Annotated in this window: 17 protein-coding genes; 8 read left to right on the plus strand and 9 right to left on the minus strand. The window is 47.5% G+C overall.

Features of this window, described 5'->3' with window-relative positions; genetic code table 11:
- Positions 1-50 precede the first annotated feature (50 nt).
- The 5 genes from R8N47_RS06705 to R8N47_RS06725 are packed head-to-tail and all read right to left on the minus strand — an operon-like array spanning position 51 to position 7,298.
- Positions 51-1,253, minus strand: a complete 1,203-nt coding sequence (locus R8N47_RS06705) for a type III PLP-dependent enzyme (RefSeq protein WP_064354995.1) — start codon at positions 1,251-1,253, stop codon at positions 51-53.
- Positions 1,246-3,075, minus strand: coding sequence for an IucA/IucC family protein (locus tag R8N47_RS06710; protein ID WP_064354994.1), 1,830 nt, complete (start codon positions 3,073-3,075; stop codon positions 1,246-1,248). Before R8N47_RS06710 ends, R8N47_RS06705 begins: the two co-directional genes overlap by 8 nt.
- A complete protein-coding gene (locus R8N47_RS06715; protein ID WP_064354993.1) occupies positions 3,047-4,252 on the minus strand; it encodes an MFS transporter in 1,206 nt (401 codons plus the stop codon). Before R8N47_RS06715 ends, R8N47_RS06710 begins: the two co-directional genes overlap by 29 nt.
- A 5-nt stretch (positions 4,253-4,257) precedes the next feature.
- Complete coding sequence (locus tag R8N47_RS06720) at positions 4,258-6,090, minus strand: IucA/IucC family protein (protein WP_064369566.1); 1,833 nt, start codon at positions 6,088-6,090, stop codon at positions 4,258-4,260.
- On the minus strand, positions 6,087-7,298 hold the full coding sequence (locus R8N47_RS06725; protein WP_053307985.1) for an ATP-grasp domain-containing protein: 1,212 nt from the start codon (positions 7,296-7,298) through the stop codon (positions 6,087-6,089). Before R8N47_RS06725 ends, R8N47_RS06720 begins: the two co-directional genes overlap by 4 nt.
- A 251-nt stretch (positions 7,299-7,549) precedes the next feature.
- On the opposite strand from R8N47_RS06725, the gene R8N47_RS06730 reads away from it, so the two are divergent.
- The 6 genes from R8N47_RS06730 to fecE all read left to right on the plus strand — a co-directional run bounded on the left by R8N47_RS06730 (position 7,550) and on the right by fecE (position 15,639).
- On the plus strand, positions 7,550-9,586 hold the full coding sequence (locus R8N47_RS06730; RefSeq protein ID WP_318070355.1) for a TonB-dependent siderophore receptor: 2,037 nt from the start codon (positions 7,550-7,552) through the stop codon (positions 9,584-9,586).
- Between the two features lie 120 nt (positions 9,587-9,706).
- Positions 9,707-11,845, plus strand: a complete 2,139-nt coding sequence (pvuA, locus tag R8N47_RS06735) for a TonB-dependent siderophore vibrioferrin receptor PvuA (protein ID WP_213913616.1) — start codon at positions 9,707-9,709, stop codon at positions 11,843-11,845.
- A 101-nt stretch (positions 11,846-11,946) separates the two neighbouring features.
- Positions 11,947-12,870 carry a Fe(3+) dicitrate ABC transporter substrate-binding protein FecB gene (locus R8N47_RS06740; RefSeq protein ID WP_025768676.1) on the plus strand — a complete coding sequence of 308 codons (924 nt, stop codon included), beginning with the start codon at positions 11,947-11,949 and terminating at the stop codon, positions 12,868-12,870.
- 74 nt (positions 12,871-12,944) lie between these two features.
- Positions 12,945-13,904 carry a FecCD family ABC transporter permease gene (locus tag R8N47_RS06745; protein WP_372061600.1) on the plus strand — a complete coding sequence of 320 codons (960 nt, stop codon included), beginning with the start codon at positions 12,945-12,947 and terminating at the stop codon, positions 13,902-13,904.
- Positions 13,901-14,872 carry a FecCD family ABC transporter permease gene (locus R8N47_RS06750; RefSeq protein WP_005374716.1) on the plus strand — a complete coding sequence of 324 codons (972 nt, stop codon included), beginning with the start codon at positions 13,901-13,903 and terminating at the stop codon, positions 14,870-14,872. Before R8N47_RS06745 ends, R8N47_RS06750 begins: the two co-directional genes overlap by 4 nt.
- Positions 14,873-14,874: 2 nt before the next feature.
- A complete protein-coding gene (fecE, locus tag R8N47_RS06755) occupies positions 14,875-15,639 on the plus strand; it encodes a Fe(3+) dicitrate ABC transporter ATP-binding protein FecE (RefSeq protein WP_064354988.1) in 765 nt (254 codons plus the stop codon).
- 117 nt (positions 15,640-15,756) lie between these two features.
- Here the strand turns inward: fecE and R8N47_RS06760 are convergent, their stop codons facing one another.
- Complete coding sequence (locus R8N47_RS06760; RefSeq protein WP_064354987.1) at positions 15,757-17,643, minus strand: methyl-accepting chemotaxis protein; 1,887 nt, start codon at positions 17,641-17,643, stop codon at positions 15,757-15,759.
- 364 nt (positions 17,644-18,007) lie between these two features.
- Between R8N47_RS06760 and R8N47_RS06765 the strand changes: the two genes are divergently transcribed.
- A complete protein-coding gene (locus R8N47_RS06765) occupies positions 18,008-20,758 on the plus strand; it encodes a M16 family metallopeptidase (protein WP_318070356.1) in 2,751 nt (916 codons plus the stop codon).
- A gap of 87 nt (positions 20,759-20,845) precedes the next feature.
- Here R8N47_RS06765 and R8N47_RS06770 read toward each other — a convergent pair whose 3' ends face one another.
- Complete coding sequence (locus R8N47_RS06770; RefSeq protein WP_080276973.1) at positions 20,846-21,298, minus strand: bactofilin family protein; 453 nt, start codon at positions 21,296-21,298, stop codon at positions 20,846-20,848.
- Positions 21,202-22,155 carry a M23 family metallopeptidase gene (locus R8N47_RS06775; RefSeq protein ID WP_005374721.1) on the minus strand — a complete coding sequence of 318 codons (954 nt, stop codon included), beginning with the start codon at positions 22,153-22,155 and terminating at the stop codon, positions 21,202-21,204. The genes R8N47_RS06770 and R8N47_RS06775 overlap by 97 nt, the downstream gene beginning before the upstream one ends.
- Before the next feature lie 427 nt (positions 22,156-22,582).
- On the opposite strand from R8N47_RS06775, the gene R8N47_RS06780 reads away from it, so the two are divergent.
- Positions 22,583-24,337, plus strand: coding sequence for a hypothetical protein (locus R8N47_RS06780; protein ID WP_318070357.1), 1,755 nt, complete (start codon positions 22,583-22,585; stop codon positions 24,335-24,337).
- Between the two features lie 81 nt (positions 24,338-24,418).
- Here R8N47_RS06780 and R8N47_RS06785 read toward each other — a convergent pair whose 3' ends face one another.
- The gene (locus R8N47_RS06785; RefSeq protein ID WP_017820098.1) at positions 24,419-25,063 is read right to left on the minus strand and encodes an START domain-containing protein; all 645 of its coding nucleotides are present in this window, start codon (positions 25,061-25,063) and stop codon (positions 24,419-24,421) included.
- Positions 25,064-25,106: the final 43 nt, after the last annotated feature.

Below are 25,106 nucleotides of genomic sequence, written 5' to 3' on the forward strand. Positions count from 1 at the left end.
GGAATAAAAAAGCCCCAATGATTGGGGCTGAGTAAAGCGAAGTATGCCGTTTAAAAATAGTGGAAGATCGGCGGTTCATGCATCAAGAAGTTTTGATGGGAGATGTTCCACGCATAGGCGCCCGCTAAGGTAAACACAACGTAATCACCAATATCGACGTGGGCGACGTGTTGATTGCGTGCCAGCACATCTTTGGGCGTACAAAGCTGGCCGACAAAGGTCGCTTGTGCATGCTGAATTGGATGAGAAATCTCATGGTGTTGCTCGCTTTTCAGGATGACGAATGGATGATCATGGCTCTGCGCCGCTGGCGTGCGGAAGTGGTGAGTTCCTCCGCGCGCGATGACAAAGTTTTCGCCAAGATTTTGCTTAATATCCAGTACTTCCATCACGTAATAACCGCATGCCGCCGTGATGAAACGTCCGCATTCAAAACGCAGTGTCCAGTCTTGCACTTGCTCTTTGGCGATGAGGAATTCCAACTTGTCGCAAAACTCCATCCACGGAAAGTGTTGCTCAGGGTTTTGGTAGTTAATCCCCATGCCGCCGCCCAAGTTGATCATCAGCTCACTGAGTTCGAACTCCTGCTGCCACGTTTTCACGACTTGGAAATAGCGCTGCATTAACGCTAAGTGACGTTCAACATCGAGCTGATGCGACATCAAGTGAAAATGGAAGCCTTTGAGTGACACTTGCGGGAAATCGCGCAGCAACATCAAAGCATTACTCAGCTCGGACTCGTCCAAGCCAAATGGAGTCGGCTTGCCACCCATCGCCAACTTGCTGAGCGTGATGTCGCCAATATCGATGTTCATACGCAAAAAGATCGAAGCAGGACGGTTGAGGCGCTCGGTTAGTGCTCCAATGCGTTGTAGCTCGGTGAGGCTTTCGACATGAATTGCATCAACATCAAGCTCAATCGCTTGTTGCAATTCACTTAGCATTTTTCCGGGGCCACCGAAGATCAATGGCTTATCGAGTTGTTGCTGGTGGAGGTGTGTCAACTCCCCGCCAGATGCCGCTTCAAAACCATCGACATACGGCGCGAGCGTTTTAAGAATCGGGCCCGATGGATTGGCTTTGGCTGCGTAAAATAGCTCGACATTTCTCGGCAAAACGTGACGCAGTTGTTTGATGTGTTCTTCTAAGGCGCTTAGGTCATACACGTATGCGCACAAGGGTTGACTTTGCTGCTGTGCGAGTGTGTGAACTTGTTGGCTAACGCGTGTCGGTAGAGAGAGGGAATTAGACATGTTGCGCTCCTTTTTCGTGTTGCTGCCAAGGCGTGGCGACTTGGGTATAGCCCGACTCCTTATCGGCTTTTTGCATCAAACGCGTGGTGAAATTATTTTTGCTCGGGAAGTGACCGCCATTCAGCAACGCTTCTAGTTCCGGCTGTTTTCCATTCACTGATTGCCAACGCACAATGGCACTTTGCACCGCATTCCATAGCGTTTGCTCTAGTGGCTCATCACCTTCTGCGATGAAGAAAATCGCTTCGCTGATGTTGTTGATAAAGGTGCAGTATCCGATGCGATTCCAGCCTTGTTCGCGACTGTAGTAAACCGATTGTCGCGCGCGTTCAGACAAATCAGTTAATGTTTCTGCTGGCCAGAACTCTGGCAGTAATTTAGTGCCTTCCAAATCACGAATCCAAACACAACACGGCATCTCTTGCTCAAAGCCAATCAAGGTGTTTTGCAAATGCGGCTCAAACGCCACCCCGTGTTTGAAGTAGTAATTAAACACGCCCGGAATTAGGCAATGCAAATAGCGCTCAAGCCACAGTGTCGCGATGTCGGAATAGCGATTTTGCGTAGTACGCGCTTTGTTTTTAAGGCGTTGAGCAATGCAACTGTTGCCGTTTTTGTCGTAAGCAAACAGAGCGCCAGCGAGGGTTGGTTTTAAGATATCGACTTCGCTCAGCGAGAAATTTTCGCGATACAAAATCCCAAACGATTCGCGCGCTTTGGTGTTGTCATCCCAATTACGCTCAGCGACACTTTCTAGATTCAATGTGGTGGCGTAAGGCTCTGTCATCACTTTAAATACGGGGTTGTGCAGCTGTTCGTTTTCTCGAATTGGTTTGAGAATCGACGTGAGCTGCACGGCGCTGTCGAGTTCGTACCACGCGTTTTTGCGCACGCAATTGGTTAATCGTACGTTGATGGAGAATTTCGCAAACCAATCCATATCTGGGTGGTAGAGGGTACGAACTGAAGAGGTCGGCTGCATCTTTTCACCACCTAAACCCAGTGGCGTGATCTTGCCTTGTTCAATGGCACGCTTCACGCTTGGGTTGCTCAAAATGGTGTAGCTTTCCCAAGGATGACAAGGGTAGAGGGTCTTCCCATTGCTGGTGGCGTGTTGTGGCGCGAGCTGTTGTAGCATGTGCTGAGCAGGGTTAGCTTCTCCGTCGGAACTCAGCACATCAAGTAAGGACGTATCCACTTCAAACCAGTACAGCGGGACTTGCGCGCCGACTTCTGGAGAAAACGCCAAGAGATCATCCATGGTGACGCCCGAACGACTTTTTGGGGTCGGATGGAAAGTATGCCCCCAAATCAGAGACTGTTCCGAAGCGATAAACTCGTTGTGATGCGATTTGGGCGCGACGTTGAGAAACTGCTCGGTAACCAGCACGCTATTTTCCAGTTGTTCGATCAGCTCATGGTTAAATGGGATCGCCAATACCTGCTTGAGATAGTTAAGCAAAAGCGTAAGAGTTTGCGTGGCATCCAATTTCGCCCAACCAGATCCCGGCATTTTCGCCCATGGCAGTTCTGCCAATTTGATTTTGCCCAGTTTGCTCGCGTAGTGAATCGGCAAAACCAGCACGCCATTTTGTTGAGAAAGATAAACGGCTACCCGCTGCTTGGCGGAATAGTTGCGTTTTAACGTTTGGGGTAGCGATGTCGATTGGTAGTGCCATTCCACTTGTTGATTCGGTAGCGCAAATTCACGTAAGTAACAATTAAGAACACCCATAATCGTGTTGAGTTGGGCCTTCTCCCGATTGAGCTGCACATCATGCGCGCGCAACTCGCTAGTCTGAGAGGATTGAGTTTGTAACATGTTGATTTCCAAATTTTGAATGGAGAACCAGCGCGATCAAGGTGATTACGCTGACTATCGCAGAAAGTAGGAAAGGAACCTCAAGTAGCCCCAAGCTAGAAATGAAAGAAGCGCAAAATCCCGCTGCCACGCCACCCCATTTGGACATGGCATCAAAGCGAGAAAATACTTTGCCACTGAGTTTGCGATCCAGATGGCTCGCAAGATGCTGATGCAATCCGTGATAGCAACACACCATCGCGATGCCGAAGACAATTCTCGCAGCAATGAGTGCGGTTTCGGACGCAATCAAATGCAAGGCAGAGCTCACGGCAAGCAATGCAAACCCGAGCCACAACGTGCGCAGCGGTTGATGGCGATTCAGCCCATCTGACAACACGTGGATTTTGCCTGCCAGCAACAGATAGATGCCATGCGGCAGTGCGTACAAAAAACCGATCCATGCGTGGTGAGTGATGCCATATTGCTGCACAAACGGCGAGAAATAAGGAAAGGTCACCACCATGGAAAACGCAAACCCGAACTGAGCAAAGAAGATCCAACGAATGGCATGCATTGCGTTTTTCTGTGCAACCGGTTTTTCTTGCTGAGATTCTGAGTTTGGCTTTTCGAGGTTTCGTTCGGCAGGTTTATCCGCAGGCAGTGTTAGCGTGATGCCCATAGCAATTAAAGGCAAAACGCATAACCAAAGATACGCGTTGAGCGGGTTGGTCTCTGACAAGCTCCAGCCGAGCCCAATGGGCGCAACGATCAGCGCCAAGCGAGCAGATAGTTGGGTTTTATTGAGTGACTTGCCGAGTGTTTTGGCTTCTTTAATTTGACTAGATAAGTAGCTGTTCGAGGCGGCCATGGTGCCGCCAAAGGTTCCTTGAACAATAAGACCAAACACAAACATGGCGAGGTTGTCTGCCAAGCCGCACAGCGCAAACCCTGCTGCAAGGCCAAGTTGTGCACGCAAGAGTGAGCGGCGGCGACCGTAGCGATCGGCAAAGTTGCCCCAAAATCGCGCCGCCAACGCAGTACAAAACGTAGGTAGGATAAACAATACCCCTGCCCAGTCCGCATCAATGCTTGCGCCTAACGTTGGCAACACGACGGGTAGAAATAGCGGCATACCTAACGCGGCAAACGCAGCGATAAAGTGGCACAACAACACACTGTAGATGAGTTTGGTCATAATCGTTAACGTACGCTTTTTTTGATGGCTTCTATGTAGGCGCGTTGCGCTTCTTCGCTAGAAAGCAGTAAGAAGTTCGGGGCCGACAAACCATAGAACTTATTGATGTCGCTCGCGCCGGAGGCTTCTTTCGAGAGCAAACTGCCAGAGCTCAACAAGTACTTGGCGTACAAATCAGGCGCCTCTTGCAGTAACTCGCGTGCCAGTTTCGTCTCTAACCCTTCGCCTTCTAATCGGTTGAGTTGTTCTGAAATGCTTTTGGCCACGATGGCGTAAAGCGATGCTGAAGAGGCAATGCCCTTCGCTGCCATGGCTTCTACAATCGCTGCGATATCCAGTTGTAATGTGATGGTGGTAAACATCTGACCGAGCGCCAATTCATTGTCGACTTTGATGCGTTGATCGAGCAGTTCATCGCAATCCACTGGAAGTAGTTTTGCGCCGTGTTTTTGGGCAGCATGCTCTGTTGCAAAGTGGAAGCGCTCTGGCCAAATTCGCGCTGCGTCGTTGTCTTTCATCGCGAGCGTCATTTTGCCCTGTTGATCAAATGCAATGATGGCGTTTTGCTGGTTGGACTCCAATGCAATGCCATAACGAAGCCACAAGGTAAGGTGTACTTGGCATAATAGGTCGACGTAATCTTTGAACCACGCCAGCGTATCTTGTTGATAGTACTGCTCTGCCAAGTGTTCTAAGAACAAGCGGTCGTCAGGCATTGGGCTTGCCAGTGCGGCAACCGGAACTAGCGCTTTGTCTTCGCAATGAATAAGTGGGTACTCACGTACGATGTACGCGAAGGTTTTATCCTCGCCGACGTGTCCACCGTGTTTTTCGTTGCAATGGAACAAGCGACTGTTTAAGTCTGCGTCCGTTTGTTCAAGGTGGCTGAGTAGGCGTTCAAACCAGTGGCCGTCATACAGTGTTGAAGGCTTGATTAAGCGAATGTTTTTCGTGCCTAGCGATCGCATGATCAGCGGAACTTTGATGTGAATGTGCGGTGCGTCGTTGACGACCACCGTACGAACGGAAAGCGTCGGCGTCACGTCTAGATACGTTAAAGGCGCTTCTATCATACCTTCGGGTAAGGCTTCTAAAGATCGCAGGGTGAGCGGATGCGCAGGGAACAGTACGTGGCTCAGTGCAAAATCAGCAGGAAGCCCAACTTGCTCCATGGTTGGCCAGCAATCAGGTTGTTCGCTGGTTAATGTCACCAGTGATTTTTCAATCGCAATCCAATGCAGAGCAAAGCTTGGTGCAAACTCGGGCGCGTACTTAGCAAGGTCTTCATCGCTCAGACCAAACTTCGCCCGCGCAGTTGGATAGTACGGATGGTCAAGGTAAGAAGCGATCTGGTCGGCTAGCAGCAGTTTTTGATGCCAAGAACCAAGCTCGGATATTGGTTGAGAAATGTGGTCTGCGTGATGATGAAACGCTTGGTCACACAGCGCTTTGTGTTGCTCTGCACATTCTAGTTCTTGAAGGTATCCCGCCAACAATTCGTGAGAGCTGTCATGCGCCAGTGTCGTTAGTAGTGCAATCCACTCTTTGTAATGTTGTTGATGTTCGACTTGGCCATTTTTCTCCACCCACCAACCTTGTGGTGTTTCGTCATTGGCGTGACCGTAGCGCCAGTGCTGCATGTAATACGTTGGCGCAACGGGTAAATACAACGTGAAATCAGAGTTGGCAAATATCAGCCAGACTTGCTCGCCTTGAGGAACAATTCCCTCTTTTGGCGCGTCGCTACTGAACTTGGCTTTTGACAAAATGCCAAACATGTCTTCGCGTAAGCAAGTGTCGATCAATCGTTGCGTTAGATACAAAGCGTTGTCGTTCATGCTGCCACCTCACGAGTCGGAGCTAGATCGAAATTGCTAAGCGCGTTCTGCAGCGCTTGGTCGAGGTTTCGCCCTGATGGTGAGACAATCGAAATTCGGGCGAGATAATCCTTATTGGAATAACTCTGTTGGAAGTGTTCTCCAGCGGTTTTTAGTACCTGTTGCTGGGTGATGATATCGTCATCGTGTTGGATGAACGACGTCGAACCTCCGTCAATCACACCACTGTGCTCCGCAACCACATAGTGCACGTGCGCTGACCCATGAATTTGGTAATCGCCGGCCAATCTTCGGCCCAAATGCAGACCCAAAATTGTGCTAAACCAACCGAAGTGAGCGAGATTGTTGAGCAAGAATTCGCGGCCATCTCCAATACTGCGGTAGTTAATTTCCACCAGAACCGGGCCATTTTCTGTAATGATAAATTCGCTGTGGCAAACTCCAAAACCAACGCCGAACGCTTTAAGTTGAGCCAAGCAAGCTTCTCGGTGAGCAATGCCGTTTGGTCCGTTCCAGTCTGCGGCGGTTTCGATAAAGTAAGGCGGCTCAGAGAGCGACACATCAAAACCGCCCACGGCGATAAGTTGGTTACCGTCTCCTAAAGTTTCGAGCGTAACCAACGGTCCTTGAAGAAACTGCTCCACCAGAATGGCGGCGTTTGGGTGCTTTTGCCAAAACGCCTCGGAGTAAGCATCGAGCTCGCTTTGGGAGTCACAGCGCTGTACATCTAAACTCGCCACGCCTTCTTTGGGTTTTGCTACGACAGGGAAGGCCATGCCTAATGCCACATTCGAATGGCGATGCAGCAAACAGCTTTGTGTGTTGGGTAAGGATTTTTCATTTAACACTTGTCGAGTTAAGTGTTTGTTTTTGGCCTTTAACGTGACAGACCAATCTTTGGATGGGAGGCCAAAAAATTGCGCGCAGATGGCGGTGGAAGTTTGTAAGTGATCACTATTGCTGAAAATAGCGTCTGGCTTTAATTCATGCTCCGTGATGGTTTCGATGAGTTCTAATGGGTTGAAGACATCACATTCTAGAATGGTATCCGGATTAAAGTGACTATCATGACTCGCCAACTCTAAATGGCTGAGCTTATGGTCGGTGATAAGAACGACGTGAAGGTCCATCGCTTTAGCTGCAGGCACAAAGCCGTGAGTGACTGCATCGTTAACGACATGACTTACGATAATCATCGTAGATTTCATGAGCTTTCCTAATTTTCTAACATTTTCTTCTAACGTTGATAAAGTCGCTCACGGTCGTCTTCCAATGTGCCTCTCTCGAGACGGAGGGCAGAAGTTTTAGTATTTATTGTTATGATATTTGGTTTTTTTTTGTTGTTAGTTGTGTTTTTAGGGTAAATAAATATAGAGCATAAAATTAATATTGCAAATAGAAATAATATTTGTTCTTATTTCCATCCGTTGGCTTTATAACAACTAAACGGAATTATGGAATGAATAAATTATTGACCCTGACCCCCTTGGCGGTCGCGATTGGTTCTTCATTAGTAGCACCAAGCGCAGTGGCTTCAGAAGAGACGAACTCAACCCCATCAGCAACTGAAACGATTCAAGTCTTCGGTCATCAGTACGAAGGTTATGCTGAACACATGCCTCAATCAGGCACCAAAACCGATGTGGAATGGCTTGATGTGCCACAAGCGGTATCCGTAGTAACGAAAACAGAAATGCAAGACCGAGGCGCGGTGCGTTTAGTGGATGCGCTAGATGGGGTAGCCGGGGTCAATAACACCTTGGGCGAAGGCAGCCGCGATCAGTTCATGATCCGTGGTTTTGATTCACTCAACGATATGTACCGTGATGGCTTGCGAGATGACGGTACGTTGCAGTCTTACCGCAGCTTAGCGAACGTTGAACGCGTTGAAATTGTGAAAGGCCCTGCGGGTGCTTTGTATGGCCGTGGTTCGGCTGGGGGCATCATCAACTTGGTGACGAAACGCGCTAACGGTGAGAATTTTACTCACGTAAACGGTAGTGTAGGCAGCAACAACCAATATGTTGGTCAGGTCGACAGCTCAATGGCGTTTACAGATAAGGTCAACGGGCGTATTAACTTGGAATACCGTCAAGCCGACTCGTACGTTGATCATGTTGATTCAAACGATTTCTTCATTGCACCGACCATTCGTGTGTTACCAGCGGAAGGTCACACCATTGATATTGACGTGGAATACGCCCATCAAGAACTAGTGCCGTATCGTGGTGTGCCATCAAAAAATGGCAAGCCAGTTGATTTGCCAGTAAGCACTTACTTTGGCGGTACAAACGACTATCAGGAGTCAGACAGTCTCCGTATTGCGGTGGATTACGAATGGCGTCTGAATGATCAATGGGTATGGAACAACCGAGCGGCGTTCAACCATATCGAACTTGAGCAAAAAGGCACGCGTCAGGGCAAAGTGACGGGTAATGAAGTGTCTCAAACCGTCAACAACTTTGGTTACGATCTACGTACTACGACCACTTTACAATCTGAGTTGGTTTGGGAAACCAGGGACAATCAATTGATGGTGGGTGCAGATTTCAACCAGATCGATATCGACCTAACGTTGGCAAGTGACAAAACGCTTCCTCCGCAAAATATATACGACCCAGTCGTTGGTCCAACGCCTGATCCGGGCTTTAAGCCATTTCGTGACAATACCACCACCACGACAGGTTTGTATGTGCAAGACGTCTATACGTGGGGCGACCTTTCTTTGATCGGTAACGTGCGTTACGACTCGATGGAGCTCGAACAACAAAAAGCGGGCTCAGATAAGGAAAAGTTGGATGATGACAAAGTCAGCTACCGTGCTGGTTTGGTATACCGCATCAATTCCGACACATCCGTATACGCCAGTTTAGCGCGCTCTTGGCAGTTACCGTACGCTGGTATCTACATCAATCCAAAATTGGCGGAATTCTTCCACACCGACTTAAAAGAGGTGGGTGCGAAAGCGTACCTTTTGGATAACGCATTAATGTTGAATGCGGCACTGTTCCAGATTGATCAAGAGCAACCACAAACTAACGTGGACGGCGATGTGATCGATAAAATTGAAGTGCGTCACCAAGGCATTGAATTAGAGGCTCGCGGCCAAATCACCAAACAGTGGGACATCTCTGTTGGTTACAGCTACTTAGATGCGGAAGACAAAGCCACAGGCAAAAAGCCTAACGATGTATCAGACCACTTGTTCTCTCTTTGGAGCACTTACCAATTGGATGACAACTGGCGTTTAGGCGGTGGTGTGAAGTACGTGGGCGACCGTTACGCAGGTAACGACGAAGCCGTCGCACTTGGCGATTACACAACGGTGGATTTGATGGCGGCGTACACCACTGGTCGTCACAAAATCCAAGCGAACGCTTACAACATTTTGGATGAGAAATACATTCTTGGCGCAACAAACGGCACGTCTGGCTTAAACCAGATTGGCTACGGCGCACCAGCCGAGTTCATGCTCAGCTACGGATATCAGTTCTAGGCTTTTTGTGCGTAGTTAGCGCCTGTTAGCCGATTTTTGCCTCATATTGAGGATGTTTAGCCCCTAGAGCCTACGGGATGTATTCTGCCCGAGGCTCAATTTCTCGCAAAGGAGATCTTAATGTCTTACCAGAATTTGGATGGTAAAGTGCGTGTACGTGCTGGTTTGTCTACCACTTACAGTGTGCTTGCGATTGCAATCGCTTCTGCCACATCCATGAGCGCGGTTGCTGCTCCTGCTAAAAAAGAACAAACTACCACGATGGAAACCGTCGTTGTCACTGGTAGCGTGATTGGTAAATCTGAAATTGAAGACGTCAAAGAGTACCCAGGTGCTCGTACCGTCATTACCCGCGATCAAATCGAGAAAACCGCCGCAGGCTCGATTGATAACGCGCTACAGCGCGTGCCGGGTATTAAAGTTCAGGATGAAAGCGGAACGGGCGTATTGCCTAACATTTCCGTACGTGGTTTGAAAGCAAGCCGTAGTGGTCATGCTCAGTTCTTGATGGATGGTGTACCGCTAACACTTGCGCCATATGGTCACACTGGTCAGTCTATCTTCCCAGCAACACTGTCGATGCTTGATCGTATTGACATTGTACGCGGTGGTGCCGCAGTACAGTACGGCCCAAACAACGTCGGTGGTGTGATCAACTTAGTGACCAAACCGATTCCACACACGTGGCAAACTGAAATCAGTAACCGCCTTACCGTGTTTGATGGCGGTGATGCGCCGCTGAATGATTTTTACCTACGCACGGGCGGCTGGTTAAGCGACACATTTGCACTACAGTTGGAAGGTAACTTCCTAAAAGGTGAAAGCTTCCGTGAACATTCCGATACGGACGTGAAGAACTTCCAAGCCAAAGCACAGTGGCTACTGAGTGACACTCAAGAGATTCAAGCATTCCTGCAACGTTACGATGCTGAAACGCAAATGCCGGGCGCACTTTCGCCACAAGATTACGAGCAAGATCGTCACCAATCGAAACGTCCTTACGATGATTATGAAGGTAAGTCGACGCGCTGGAGTGTTAAGTACATCCACGATTTGCCATTTGCCGACAGTGCCGAGCTAGAAGTGCTAACGTTTGGCCATAAGTCAGAGCGTCTTTTCAAGTGGGGCTTTAACAGCGCGGGTGGCCATTGGGCGGATCCGGCTCTGCCAGCGACGGACGTTCGTACCTCTCCACGTGAATTTACCGTGTATGGTATAGAGCCAAAAATGGCGATGTACTTTGGCGAAGGTAAATCCGTTACTCAAAACTGGATCGTGGGTACCCGTTATGTTAATGAAGACATTTACTACAAACTCACTCAGACTCCAATCGCCGGTAGTGCAACCAGCGTTCCGCGTGATTGGCATCTAGATACGGACGCGTTTGCTGGATACGTTAGCAACGAAATTGGTTTGTTCAATGATACATTGAAGGTAACGCCTGGGTTGCGTGTTGAGTCGGTTCGAATGACGTTTACCGATCGTGGTAAAAAACAAACGGCAGACAACACCGTGACGGAATGGTTGCCAGGTTTGACGGTGGCATACAACTTAACTGACCAGTGGGTGACGTATGCGAACGCGCAAAAATCACTTCGTGCGCCACAAATTGCCTACATCCGAGGTTTGGGTGAAGAAGGTAGCGAACTGGCTTGGAACTACGAAGTCGGCGCGCGTTACACCCAAGATGCGACCAGCTTTAACGCTGCACTTTATCGCATCGACTTTGAAGATCAATTGCAATGGCAAAGCTCAACGCAGACCTTCGATAACATCGGAAAAACACTTCACCAAGGCATAGAGCTTTCTGCTCGTTACGTGCCTGAAGCACTACCTGCACTGAGTTTAGGCGCAAGCTACAACTATCTAGACGCTACGCTTGAAGAAGAAGGCGCGAATAAAGGTAATCAACTGCCTTACACCTCTAAGCATCAGCTTGGTTGGGATGCAACCTACGCATTTTACGGCATGGACACCACGCTATCGGGCTTCTACTTTAGTGATTCGTATACCGATAACGCCAACACCAGTGCCGAAGATGCAACTGGCGCAACGGGTAAAGTACCATCTTACATGGTGTGGAACTTCAACTTGGGGACGGATTTATACAAAGACGACAAAGGCAAGTTACGCATGAATGTTGCGGTGAACAACTTGTTTGACGAGGAGTATTACTTCCGCGGGATTGATACAAGCCCAGTTGGTCGGTACCCAGCTCCGGGACGCTCTTACACACTGGATCTGAACTATCAGTTTTAAGCGTTTCGTTCACCGAGTTTGAAAAGAAAAGTCGCCAATTTACCTTGGCGACTTTGCCGATCTTAGGTAATGGAAAACTCTTAGCACTGGAAAAAAGCAAGATGAAAAATAAAAAACAATTTACGATCAAACACTTTTCAACAGTTTTGCTGATGCTGTTGAGCTCAGCTTTGATGTCATTTAGCGCATTTTCTCAGGCGCGCAGCGTGCAAGATGAGCAAGGCACTTTTGAGCTAGAAGCGATACCTCAACGTATTGTGGTTTTAGAATTTTCGTTTGTCGATGCATTAGCGGCAGTCGATGTCTCACCTGTAGGCGTCGCCGATGACAACGATGCCACACGAGTCATTCCTGCTGTTCGTGCCAAGGTTGGTCCTTGGCAATCGGTCGGCATGCGCTCGCAACCGAGTTTAGAGGCGATTGCGGTGCTCAAGCCGGATTTGATCATTGCTGATGCAGAACGTCATCGCGCAATTTATCAAGATTTGCAGCGAATTGCGCCAACTTTGCTGTTAAAAAGCCGTGGTGAGACATATCAAGAAAATCTCGAATCCGCACACAAAATCGGCGTGGCAATTGGCAAACAAGCGAAAATGACACAACGAATTGAGCAGCACAAACAGACAATGGCGGAGTTCAAACAGCATTTTGCAACACAGGAAACCATTCAGTTTGGTGTGGTTTCTGACAAAGGGATGTGGTTGCATAGCCCGGTTTCTTACGCTGGGGGCGTTTTGAGTATGCTGGGCATCCAAAGCCCGCTGGCTCCATCTGAGCAAAAAGCGTATATCCCAACCAGTTTCGAACTTTTACTAAAAACCAACCCTGATTGGTTGTTAGTTGGACTTTACTCTCAACCAAATATTGTGGATGAGTGGCGCAAAAACCCATTATTTAAGCTGCTAACCGCTGCGAAAAAACAGCAACTTGTTGAGGTCTCTCCTGAGCTGTGGTCGTTAAATCGCGGCATGTTGGCTGCGGAAGAAATTGCCCGCAATCTTGAAGCGTTATTGGAGCGCTCATGAGTTCGGCGATAAGCTCGGAAAGCGCGTCTTCGGTTAGCAAATCGCATTGGAAAGCGAGCTTGTTTGTCTGTGCTATGGCGTTGTGTACGCTCTCAGGCTATGCAGCCTCAATGATTGGCTGGTCCAACTTTTCTTTGAGCGTTAATGATCTGACAAGCTATTGGTTTGCGTTTGCTGAGGGCAATATGCTGCATCAAATCCTCGCGACGCTGCGTGCGCCTCGTGCCTATGCTGGGTTATTAATTGGCGCTTCGCTTGCGGTATCCGGAGTGCTGATGCAAGGATTAACTCGTAACCCTTTGGCGTCGCCATCCATTCTCGGCATTAATGCTGGTGCGGCTTGTTTTATGGCCTTGGCGTCTATCGGCGTACCATTCTTTAGTCAATTGAACCCAATCATCAACGCAGTACTCGGCGCGCTACTAAGTGGTGGTGCGGTCATGTTGTTGGGCGGTTTTTTCTCCGCGCGTTCTCACCCATTGCGTTTAGTGCTAGCGGGCATTGCCATCAGTGCACTGCTGATAGGGTTAACTCGTGCGTCGGTAATTTTGGCGGATGACATGGCTTACAGCGTGTTGCATTGGTTAACGGGTTCACTCTCTGCGGTAGATTCTGAGCAGTGGCAGCAACTGTGGCCTTTTGCGACTTTAGGTTTGGTGCTCGCCATGGGCTTAGCGCGAAACTTAAATTTACTCGCGTTGGGGGACGAAGTTGCTGTTGGGCTAGGTGGTAACATTCGTCTTACGCGATTTATCAGTGGTTTATCGGTTGTGCTGTTGGCAGGAACTAGCGTAGCGATTGCTGGACCAATTGGCTTTGTCGGGTTGTTAGTGCCGCACTTGGTGCGCCCGATTGTTGGTCACAACTATCACATTCTCATTCCGGTTTCCGCCTTGTGTGGCGCGACATTAGTGACGTGGTCAGATGCTTTATCACGCGCGATTGCTTTTCCGGCTGAAACGCCAGTGGGCGTGATTACCGCGCTGTTGGGCACACCTTGCTTTATCGCGATTGCAATGAGGAAATCATCATGATGAATCAAACCAAACTGTTTGCATTAGTTGGATTGTTGCTGATTACGTCTTCTCTCACGCTGTTTGTTGGCGCGGCGAACATGTCGGCTCAACAGGTTTTTGCATTACTGTTTTCTTTCTCTGACTCGGACTTTGTGATTCACCAATATCGATTACCGAGAATGTTGCTCGCCATTGGCGTGGGCGCTGGGTTGGGGCTGTCAGGCGTTTTAGTTCAAGGCGTCATCCGTAATCCACTTGCCTCACCAGATTTAATGGGGATAAGCGCCGGAGCAGGACTGGCGGCTACCGCTTGTTTGGTGCTGTATCCGAATGCGCCAGTGGCAATGTTGCCGATGGTCGCCATGGCGGGAGGCTTGCTTGCTGCTGGCTTTATTGCTGTGCTGGCTTACTGGTCGAAACCAACACCAGCACGTTTGGCGCTGATTGGTGTTGCTGTCAGCGCATTTTTAGCCAGCGGTATCGATTTTCTTCTGATTGTGCACCCTATTGAAATCAACACGGCGATGGTATGGCTAACCGGCAGTTTGTGGGGACGAAACTGGCAACAAGTGCCGTTTATTTGGAGTGCTTTATTGCTGCTACTGCCATTGGCGTTTTGGCTGGCTTGGCGGCTAGATGTTATGGGACTGGGAGAAGAAAGCGCCACTACACTTGGCACGAAACCAAGACAGATCCAAATTCTTGCGCTGATTGCTGCCGTGCTATTGGCGAGCATCAGTGTTTCTGTGGCAGGCACGATCAGCTTTGTTGGCCTGCTTGCGCCGCATCTTGCGCGTTTGCTGTTTGGCCACAACCACAAGTTGTTGATTCCAGCCGCTGCAACCCTTGGCGCTTTGTTGGTGATTTGCGCCGATGGTTTAGCGAGAGGCTTACAGCCGCCAATTGAGCTACCAGCGGGAGTGCTAACATCTGTTATTGGCGCACCATATTTCATTTTTCTTTTGTATCGTTACAGAGGTTGGTAAGCATGTTACGAACGCAGAACTTATCCGTCGCGTACGGCAAACAGACCATCATTCCAGATCTCTCTTTGTCGATTCCTCAAGGTAAAATTACCGCACTAGTTGGTCCAAATGGTTGCGGTAAATCGACACTATTAAAAACCTTGGTACGCATCAATAAACCTGCTTCTGGCCAAGTGTTGTATAACGACAAACCACTAAGCAGCTACGGTGATAAACGCTTGGCGCGTTCGTTGTCTTTGCTGCCGCAGATTCTTGTCAGTCCTGAAGGTATTACCGTCAGAAAACTGGTCGAATATGGCCGCTCGCCTTATCTCTCTCATTGGGGCAGGTTAAGTCAACAAGACAAAGCCTTGGTCGAGCAAGCAATGCAAGATACTGGCGTGATTGAGTTTGCTGACAAGCCAGTTGAATCGTTGTCTGGCGGTCAAAGGCAAAGAGCGTGGATTGCGATGGTAATGGCGCAAGATACCGACGTAGTGATGCTTGATGAGCCAACCACTTACTTGGATCTCTCTCACCAAGTTGAGCTGATGAAACTCATGAGGCAGATGAACGACAAAGGCAAAACAGTGGTCGTAGTGCTGCACGATCTAAACCAAGCGTGCCGTTACTGCGATCATTTGGTGGTGTTGGAAAAAGGTCAGTTAGTCACGCAGGGAACACCGCAAGAGGTAATGACAGAAGGCATGTTGTCATCGGTGTTTGATTTACAAGCGAGAGTATTTAATGACCCAATCTCAGGCACGCCGATGTGTGTGGCGGTGTAGGTTTACGTCTTTGGAAAGCTATCTGCAATAAAAACGTCGATCCATAAAAACAAACCCCGCTAGTAACAAAGTTGCTAGCGGGGTTTGTTGTTTTTAAGAGCGTCCTTAATGTGGCGTTTAAGCCAGTTTAAACGTCGCCACTTTCGAGTTGAGATCCTCAGCTTGCGATTTCAGCTCAGCAGATTGATTCATCGATTCTTCGGCACCAACTACCAAGTGATCGGTCACATCTTTAATGGACGTGACATTTTGCGTGATTTCATTGGTTACGTGCGTTTGCTCTTCGGCGGCGGTCGCGATTTGCGTTGCCATATCGCTGATCAGCGCAACGGCCGCGTTGATTTCATCCAGAGCCAGTGCTGCGCGATCTGCATCTTCCACCGAACCTTGCGCGAGCTGAGAGCTTGTATCCATGATGGTCACTGCGCGTTGTGTGGTTTGCTGCAAGGTCTCGATCGTCGAGCGAATCTCTTCGGTTGAGGTGTGTGTGCGTTGTGATAGCACGCGAACCTCGTCTGCAACAACGGCAAAACCGCGACCTTGCTCTCCTGCACGCGCCGCTTCAATCGCCGCATTCAGAGCCAGTAAGTTGGTTTGCTCTGCGATGTCTCGAATCGTTGATAGCACGGTTGAGATGTCTTGCGCGTGCTGGTTGAGCTCACCGATGACAACGCTCGCTTGGTTGACTTCAGAAGACAAATTATTGATGGACGATTTGGAGTTGATCACCAACTCATGACCATTTTGTGTGCTTGCTGAAGAGTCTTGAGCGGCTTTAGCCGTCTGCTCTGCATGTACGGCAATCTCTTGCGTTGCCGATGCCATTTCGGTCACAGCGGTCGCCACCATAGTGATTTCTTGTTGCTGATGGTTCAGATCAGAAACCGACTGATTCGCGCGAGTCGTGCTCAGCTCCGATTGTTGGCTCAGTTCTTCCGCTTGGTGACGAATGTGACCAATAAGTTGCTGCAAACTTTCAACGAACTGGTTGAAGTTTTCAGCCAGCTCACCAACTTCGTCACGGTTTTCTACTTTGATACGTTGAGTTAGGTCGCCGCTACCGTTTGCGATTTGTGCAAGCGCATTCGAAACGTTGTAGAGCGGACGGAACAAGATGTTACATAGCAGATTAAACAAAGCTACGCAGATAACGACGACGATGGTGGTTGCGATGATCTGATCCCAAACAGCATCGTAAAGTGGGGCAACCAACGAGTTTTGATCTAACACCGTCACTGTTGTGAGCTTGGTACCCTCTATGTGGCGCGCGTAAATCACATATTCGGTGCCGTTAATAGAGACGCGACGCTCTGTACCTGAACGTGCGGCAGACGTAATGTCGTTGTTGTTGAGGCCCAGCTTGCTAACCGGTTGATTCAGCAGTTTACCGTTGTTATGAGTGAAAATATTGCCCTGTTCATTGGCAATAAACATATAACCTTCACCCGGTAGGATCACTTGGTTGAGACTGTTCAGGATATCACCGATCTCTACGTCAGCACCCAGAACGACGGTTTGACCATGCAATTGCAGGGCTTTACCGAGCGACACGACGTTAGCCCCCGTGGCAGCTGCGACGGTCGGGTTATCCATAAAGACTTTCGATGGGTTGGCGATTGCATTGGTGTACCAGCCCCACTTACGAGGATCGTTATTACCTGGTGGCAAAACCACCCCATTAGCGTTGTCTTGTGACCCGTCCGGGTAAGCGAGGAAAACGTTATCGAACGCGCCAGAGTCTCGGACTTGTTTCAAATGCGTAACCAGAGAACGTTTCTCTGAATCAGAAGAGAGTGAAGTTAGTGCGCGCTCTTTAGAGAGTAGCCAGTCCTTTACGTATTGATTGTAAGATGCGCTAGTGCTTTCTAGTCGCTGTGCGACTTCGACATCGAGCCTATTTAATGAATCTCGAAAAGACAGCCCCTCTACCAGCACTCCCCCTAGAATGATGGCGGCACTGGCAGAGATTGCCAGTTTGTTTTTTAATGATAGATTTTTGAACATAAAGCGAATAATAGATCTTTGAATAATAGTTGTTGTGTTTTTATTCTCATCAGTGCTCTCTGCGCTGTTGAATATGCAGCAGAAAGTCAGATTCGAATCTGTTCAATAATTATATTTTATTGCTCAAAATAAATACTGACTCCATGTCGCGAATTTGAGTTTTACACCAAATAAGCAAAAGGATTTGGAACGATATTATTTATGTATTTGTAAAGTAAGGATTTGTCGATTTTTGTAAATGAGAATTGATTTCAATAAATGGTGATCTTTATCACATTTGCGTGTCTGATAATCCATTAAAAATGTGAAGGTTATAGCACCGGATATATATTGATTAGCTTAATCATTGTTATGGGCAATCGTTATGCGCAGTATATTGTTAGTCCCCGCGTTATTAGTGTCAGGGTGTGCTCTGATACAACAGTCGACGCCGATTCAACCTGACGCCAACTGGCACGTGGACCAGTTATCGAACGGTATGAAATACCATCTCTATCCAACAGAAGACCAAGAAGTCTCGGTCCGTTTGGTGATGAATATCGGCTCATTCCAAGAAACATCTTCTCAAAAGGGTTACGCTCACTTTGTTGAGCATATGGCGTTTAATGGTAGTGAGCATTTTACCGGTAACGACGTTGTCAAACTTTTTGAGCAATCTGGTGGTAGCTTTGGCGCTGATATCAACGCTTTTACCAGTTATCAGCAAACGTCTTACCAACTTGACCTTGCGAATAATACGAAGCTAGAAGATGCCCTGAAGTGGATGAGAGATATCGGTAACGGACTTGAGTTTGCTCCTGAGCAAGTAGAGAAAGAAAAAGGGGTGATTCTTGGGGAATGGCGACGTGCTAATCCAGATGATAAGTCCTTTTCTATGCATGCTTACCAAGCCTCGATTGAAGGCACTATGTATGGTGAACATGACCCAATTGGTACTCGCGAAGCGATTCAAAACGCTTCCTCGAGTAAGTTAAAGGCGTTTTACGACAAGTGGTACCAGCCACAAAATGCCGAGTTGATTGTGACTGGTAATATCGACGTAGATTCACTGTCCAAGATTATCAAAAGCAAGTTCTCGAACTGGGAAAGTACCTCGGATACGGTAATAGAGAAGCGCCGTGATATTCGAGTGAACAACGAAAACAGAATCTTGCCAAGTAACACGATGGAATCACCAAGTCTTCATTTAGTGATTGAGCGTGGTCTAAGTGGCAGCGCGACGATTGAGCAACAACATGAAGTGTGGCGTGATGAAGTCGCAACACAACTCATTCAACAGCGTTTGATCCGTGTACTCAGTGATGCCGCTGAACCTTTTCAATACGCTTATGCAGAGCCCTATTACTCTAACTATCAGCGTATGATGTCGGCAGGGACTTCGTTTGCACCAGATCGCCGCGAACAAATGCACCAGACTTTCATTCGTACCTTGGCGTCGTTAAGAGATTATGGTGCGACTCAATCCGAGTTAGATAGCGTTATGTCAAATTGGCAAGGTGAACTTGCAAATATTGATTCAGATTGGAGTCAGCGTAAGCCAAACAGTTACGCAGAAGCACGTGTTTTTCAAATTGGACAAGACAGTGTCAGCCAATCAAAAGAGAATTATGCCCAGAGTTTGGCAGAATTCATCAACAACGAGAATTTAGAGAGCATTAACACACAATTGACGGCTTTGTTATCTCAGCAGCCAAGCTTTTTTATTGGTTTGGGGAAAAGCGAAACGTCAGAACAGTTCAATGGTGTATTTGCCGCTCTAAACAGTGCCTATCTTCAAACTGGCGAAAAACCGTTAGAGATGTATGACAAAGTGGATGGATTCTTAAAGCCTACCCAGGAAGGCAGCATCACGAGCATGCGTCAGGAAGCGGGTGGTTTTCAAGTCTATACGCTATCAAACGGTATCGAAGTGTGGTTCCAAAAAGATACTAAAGCGGGTGGTCGAGCGTATATTTACTATGCGAGCCAAGGTGGTAAAGCCGCTGTTGATCCGACGTTGTATGCCGCTTATGAAATCGCAGCAACAACGGCAATACGCAGTGGGTTAGGGACATTTTCTGGTTCAGAGCTAGATAGCTACTTACGCAAAAACAACATTGCGCTTGGCGCGATGCTTGATGCGACCAGTCACGGAGCTCAAATTACGGCGCCAAATACGCACCTAACTGATGCTTTGAATGGACTATACAACCTAGCGACGGAGATTAAAGTCGACGAGCGCCAGATGGAAGCAGCGAAGCAAGAGTTTAAACAGCAGAGCGGCGCTTTTTTTGAATCACCGATGGGAAAACTGATTCAAAAAGCAAACGGCAATTCTTATTTGCCGGGTAGTCGTCATCGTATAGTGTCCAGTGATGATGTTGAACAAGTGACTTCCGAGCAGATACTAGCGGTGCATGAGCAACTTTTCAAAACCAATGATGGTTTTAAGATGGTTATTGTTGCAAACGTAGAGCCGGAAGAAATTACACCACTTTTGCGTAAGTATGTGGCCTCTATCGAAATGAAACCGAGTCGTTCGATTGATTATCACGTTGCGTTTAACCCGGAAGTGCCGGAGCGAACTGTGGTTGCGGATGGGCATGAACCTTCATCGTTGTATGTAATGCGTTTGACTAATACGAGCGATTACCAACGTACGGCAAGAGACACGGTTATCGAAGATATTTTGCAACGTATTAGTAATGCACGTGTTTTGGATATTGTGCGAGAAGAGTCTAGCCTTGATTACAGCCCGAGCATTTACACCATGACACAAGATCGCGAACCCATCTCTGATTGGCTCTTGGAGTCTCAAGTTGAGCCCGAAGACGTGGCACTTTTAGAGAGTAAACTGGGCAAAGTGTTTGATGGTTTAGCGTCAAATATTACCCAAAAAGAAGTGGATACGGCCGCGAAACAACTGGCAGTCGCGATGCAAGGATTGGATGACAACCCAGCACAGAGATCATGGGCATATACTCGTTATTTGGTGCATGATTACGGCGTCGATGTGTTGCTTGACGTTGAGAAAGTGGCTAAGAGTGTGACGTTAGATGAAGTGAAAGCGCATGCAAAATCAGCTTTTGGTCCACAAGCAAAACGCTCGGTAATGGTTTTAAATCCGGCCGAATAATCACGTAGTTTCTGACGAAAATCGTGGCAATAGTAATAAAAAAGACGGCGTGAAAGCCGTCTTTTTTAAGCACTTTAATCAAAGCTTTTATGCTGATTTACGCGAAAGTCGCTTTTCATTGTTGGTGTTATTTTCTTTTGTGATCGCACTGTCTTGAGCCTTACCCTTTAACGTTACCACTTCCTTTTCAGGTAATTCGGCTGCTTCACCAAAGAATTTGCCACCAGGTTCAATGCTGAGGTTATTGCTCCAGATCCTACCGCTTACGCGTCCCTTGGCAAGCACTTGAATGTGTTCTGCGTGACAGTTTCCGTCCATCATGCCATTAATGATCAGCTGTTTAGCGTAGATTTCACCGTTTACTCGCCCGCTTTCTGCGACAACGAGAGTGCCTTCCACGTTAATTTGACCATCGACGATGCCATCAATCTGGACATCGTTTTCTACTTTGAGTTCTCCGCTAAGAGAACAGCCTTTGGCGATGAGAGTTGAAGCTGCTGAGCTACTCGTTGTTCCACTGTTTTGATTAAAGATTCCCATCGTATTCTTCGCTCCTTAGTAAAAATGTCTTCGAAATCATTAAGGCTCCAATCGACAAATGGTTTCGGATTCAGTGCTCGCCCAACAAATCGCACCTCGTAATGCAGGTGAGGGCCAGAAGAGAGCCCACTGTTGCCGGAAATTGCAATCAGCTGCCCTTTTTTGACGAACTGACCACTTTTTACTTTGAACGCTTTCAAGTGCGAATAAGAACTCGAAAAACCGAAAGAGTGTTGCAGCCTGAGGAAGTTACCAGAGCCTTTATTACTGCGGCGGGTGACTTCCACTACCCCATCGGCAGGGGCATAAATTTTGGTGCCGATATTTACGGCAAAATCGAGCCCACGATGCATCTTGGCAACTTTTGTCACCGGATGGATACGCTTACCGAATCCGGAAGATAGCCGTACGTTGCCGACTGGAGAGCCACTTGGTATTTGGTTTAATAACACCATGCGAACGTTTGAGGTTATCGCCGCCGCATCGAGCCTAGCATCCAAGTTGTTTGTCGAGGTATGTTCTCCAACCCCAAGCACTTTCTCTAGTTCACCCAAACGTTCCGAAACAAGTTGTACCCGTTCTTCCCGTTCTGAAAGGTCATTTTCTAGCTCTGATTTAAGTGTTTTCAGTGTGCTGAGCTCTTCACCCATGGTGCGTGAATGCTCTGTCAATTCAGCTTGTTTTAACGCTGCATTATCAACGCGAGTGTACAAGTGATGAATTAAGATTACGGTCGCGGCCAGAGCAACAACAAAAAAAACGAAAAACGTTTTTATGTTGCGTTGCATCCTTTTACTGAAGTACCAATGTCTTGAGCCATTGATAGTTGATATAGAGATCGTCAACTGGTCTTTCATCGTCTTCTATTGCTCGTATTTGGTATACGTCTCGTCACTGAGTTAGTAGGAATGTAAGGAAAACGAGTAGGGACTGCCAGAGGCAAATTGGAAAGAAGTGTCAGGTCGTGAGGCGTTTTCAGATATTAGATAAAAGACTCAATAAAGATTTAATATTCTGCTGATTTTGGTCGTAATTACTCCAAATCGCTTCATTTAACTGAATATTATGATTTTTAAGGCGGTTATCCGAGAAATTGGATTGTGAATATTGCCAATAGCATCCGCACGCAATTCAACTTACTTCACGGTTTGCCTTATAAATGTTGGATAATTTATCAAACCGACATTCATTACATCGATAACTTGTTTATGATAGCGGTTGATATAAAGCACTATTCATTGGCTTTAAACCTAAGCGTTACATTTCGTTTAGGAACACATAACTATGACAACGGAGTTGGTCGTGAAAAAACTACTATTGGCTACAGCAGTGGTCGCAGCAGCAGGGGGCGCTGGCTACCTGTACCAAAACAATATTACCGCGAGTGATGCAGGCTCACTGTTAACGCAAGTTCCTGCAGATTCACTTATGGTGACGTATCAGACAGAACCTTTTAACCATTATAAATACATGAACGCATTCGGTACGGCGAATCAAGGCTCGATTGCAGAACTTTTTGCCGATGAACCACTGTCTCCACAACAGCAGTTTGCAGTTAACTTATTCGATGGATACCTAGAGAGTGCTGCGTCGCCAGAAACATTAAAAGCTTATTTGGGCACCGGGGAAAACATTAATCCTGTGTTGTACACAATTGGTATGGTACCGGTGTACAAAGTGGATATTGAAGACCCTGCCGCGTTATGGAAAACACTGGATCATGAAGAGCAGATGAGCGGCGCTAAGCATGAGTTGGTTAAGCTTGGTGAAGTCGAGTATCGTCGTTACGAGATGACTGATTCAATTGACCCGCAGGACGGTATTGGCTTGGTTGTAGCCGTGGTTGATAACGTGCTTACGTTAACGGTTGATGTTCCGAAACTGGGCGTTCAAAACCCGATTAAAATGGCATTAGGGCTTGAAGCACCAAGTCAAAATATTGCTGAGAGTGGACGTCTTGAGGCGTTGCAAGCCAAATACGGTGAAAACAACAACTCTTTTGGTTACTTTGATCATCGCGAAGTGATTAAAGGTTTGACGACGAAAGATGGCAATATGTTTGCTCGTCAAATTAGCACGTTGGATGCAATAGATCCTGAACCAACTATTGAGGAAATGCGTTCACCAGCCTGCCATACTGAGCTTACTCAAGTTGCAGAAAACTGGCCTCAGTCCGTCGCGTTTGCAGAATACAAGATGAAAGGCGATCAGGCGTTCATTAAAGGTTCTTTTGTTATTGAGTCCAACAATAAAGCGATTCTAGATGCGCTCAAGTCGATTCGTGGTGTATTGGCTGAGTCTAAAAGTGATAAGAGTTTCTTTAGTATGGCGCTTGGTTTAGACATTAATACTCTAGCGCCATCGATTGGTCAGATTTGGGCTGACTTGACCCAGCCTCAATATCAATGCTCTTTATTGACACAAATGCAGCAAGAGATGGGCGGCCAGAATCCAGCAGCCGCTGTAAGCATGGGGTCAGGCATGGTTAATGGCCTTAAAGGGTTAAGCCTGCAAATGTTTGATATCAAAGTAGATACTAATGCTCAGCATGGTGAAGTATTTAGCCAGCTAGATGGTATGTTGTCTCTTTCTGCCAATGATCCAATGATGCTTATTCAAACTGCGCAAATGTTCGTTCCTGAACTTGCTCAATTGCAAATTCAACCGGATAACCAACCTGTTAATGTCAGTGACCTATTAGAAATGCATACTGGCATGAAGGTGGACGTGTTTGCTCGTCTAAACGAAAACCATTTCACCCTTTACAGTGGTGATAGTGCTGCGGAAGCAAGCAAAGAAGTGATGGCGCAATCACTTTCTCCAAATGGCTTGTTCAGCTTTGATTTTGATTCAGAGCGTATTTTGGAAGTGTTAGAGAGTGCGTCGTCAATCACAGGGGAGCCGGTTCCGGATGATGTTGTCAAAAGCTTACAAGGCGAGCTTGTTGGTGGTATGACGATGGACGTGACAGACCAAGGTATTGGTTTTGAGTTTGATTACCGCGGTGCAACTAAACCTGTAACGGTTGCACAGCAGTAACACATTGCGTAGAAAAAGGCGGCTTGAAGCCGCCTTTTGTTATTATGTACCGTATTAAAAAGCGAGTGGGAAGAGCGACGCTTACTCATCTATTTGAGGATGAGAGTATTGCTGATATTCAGGTAACTCTTTTCTTAAATTACTAAATGTCGCCCATGCACTTTCTTTTGAGAGTTTGTTGATCAGCCAGTTTGGCAATAGACCTCCGGGGTCAGCAAACGCCTTGTATTCCACGAGTGTTGTATCGTTTGTGAGTTTTTGTAACTCCCAAGTCGCATCAACCGAGCGAATTCGAACATAACCATTTTGTTCAGCAAGATATGAGTCAGGTGCGCTTTTGATTTCTATCGTGAATCCCAGCTCATCGACCCAGTACTTTGAGTAGGTGACCATATCCCGATTTTTGGCAGGCCATGGTGCTTTAAACTGGGTGTAAACGATGTTCTCGGTGGCCGATATCTGATTTAAAACCCGGCTATGACTGGCATTGTCAATCCAGTTCGGGATATTGTCACTGTCTTCCAGTAGCGTTAAAAATGCACCATAGCTGGTGGGTGTGAACATCCGGGCACGGATCTCAACTAAACCGTCACTATGTTCTCGGGAGTAAATTGTGATTCCATTCTTGTCACTCTCGAACTGCCAGTTCTCGTTGGCGCTCGCATCAGTGCCAGCGGATATCAATGTGGCGAGTGTTAAGGCGCCCATTCTTAAATGCAACATCATGTTAGTATCCGCCAACTTTTCCTAAATTTAAGTTTATACGATT

It is taken from the genome of Vibrio sp. 2132-1 (assembly GCF_033344315.1).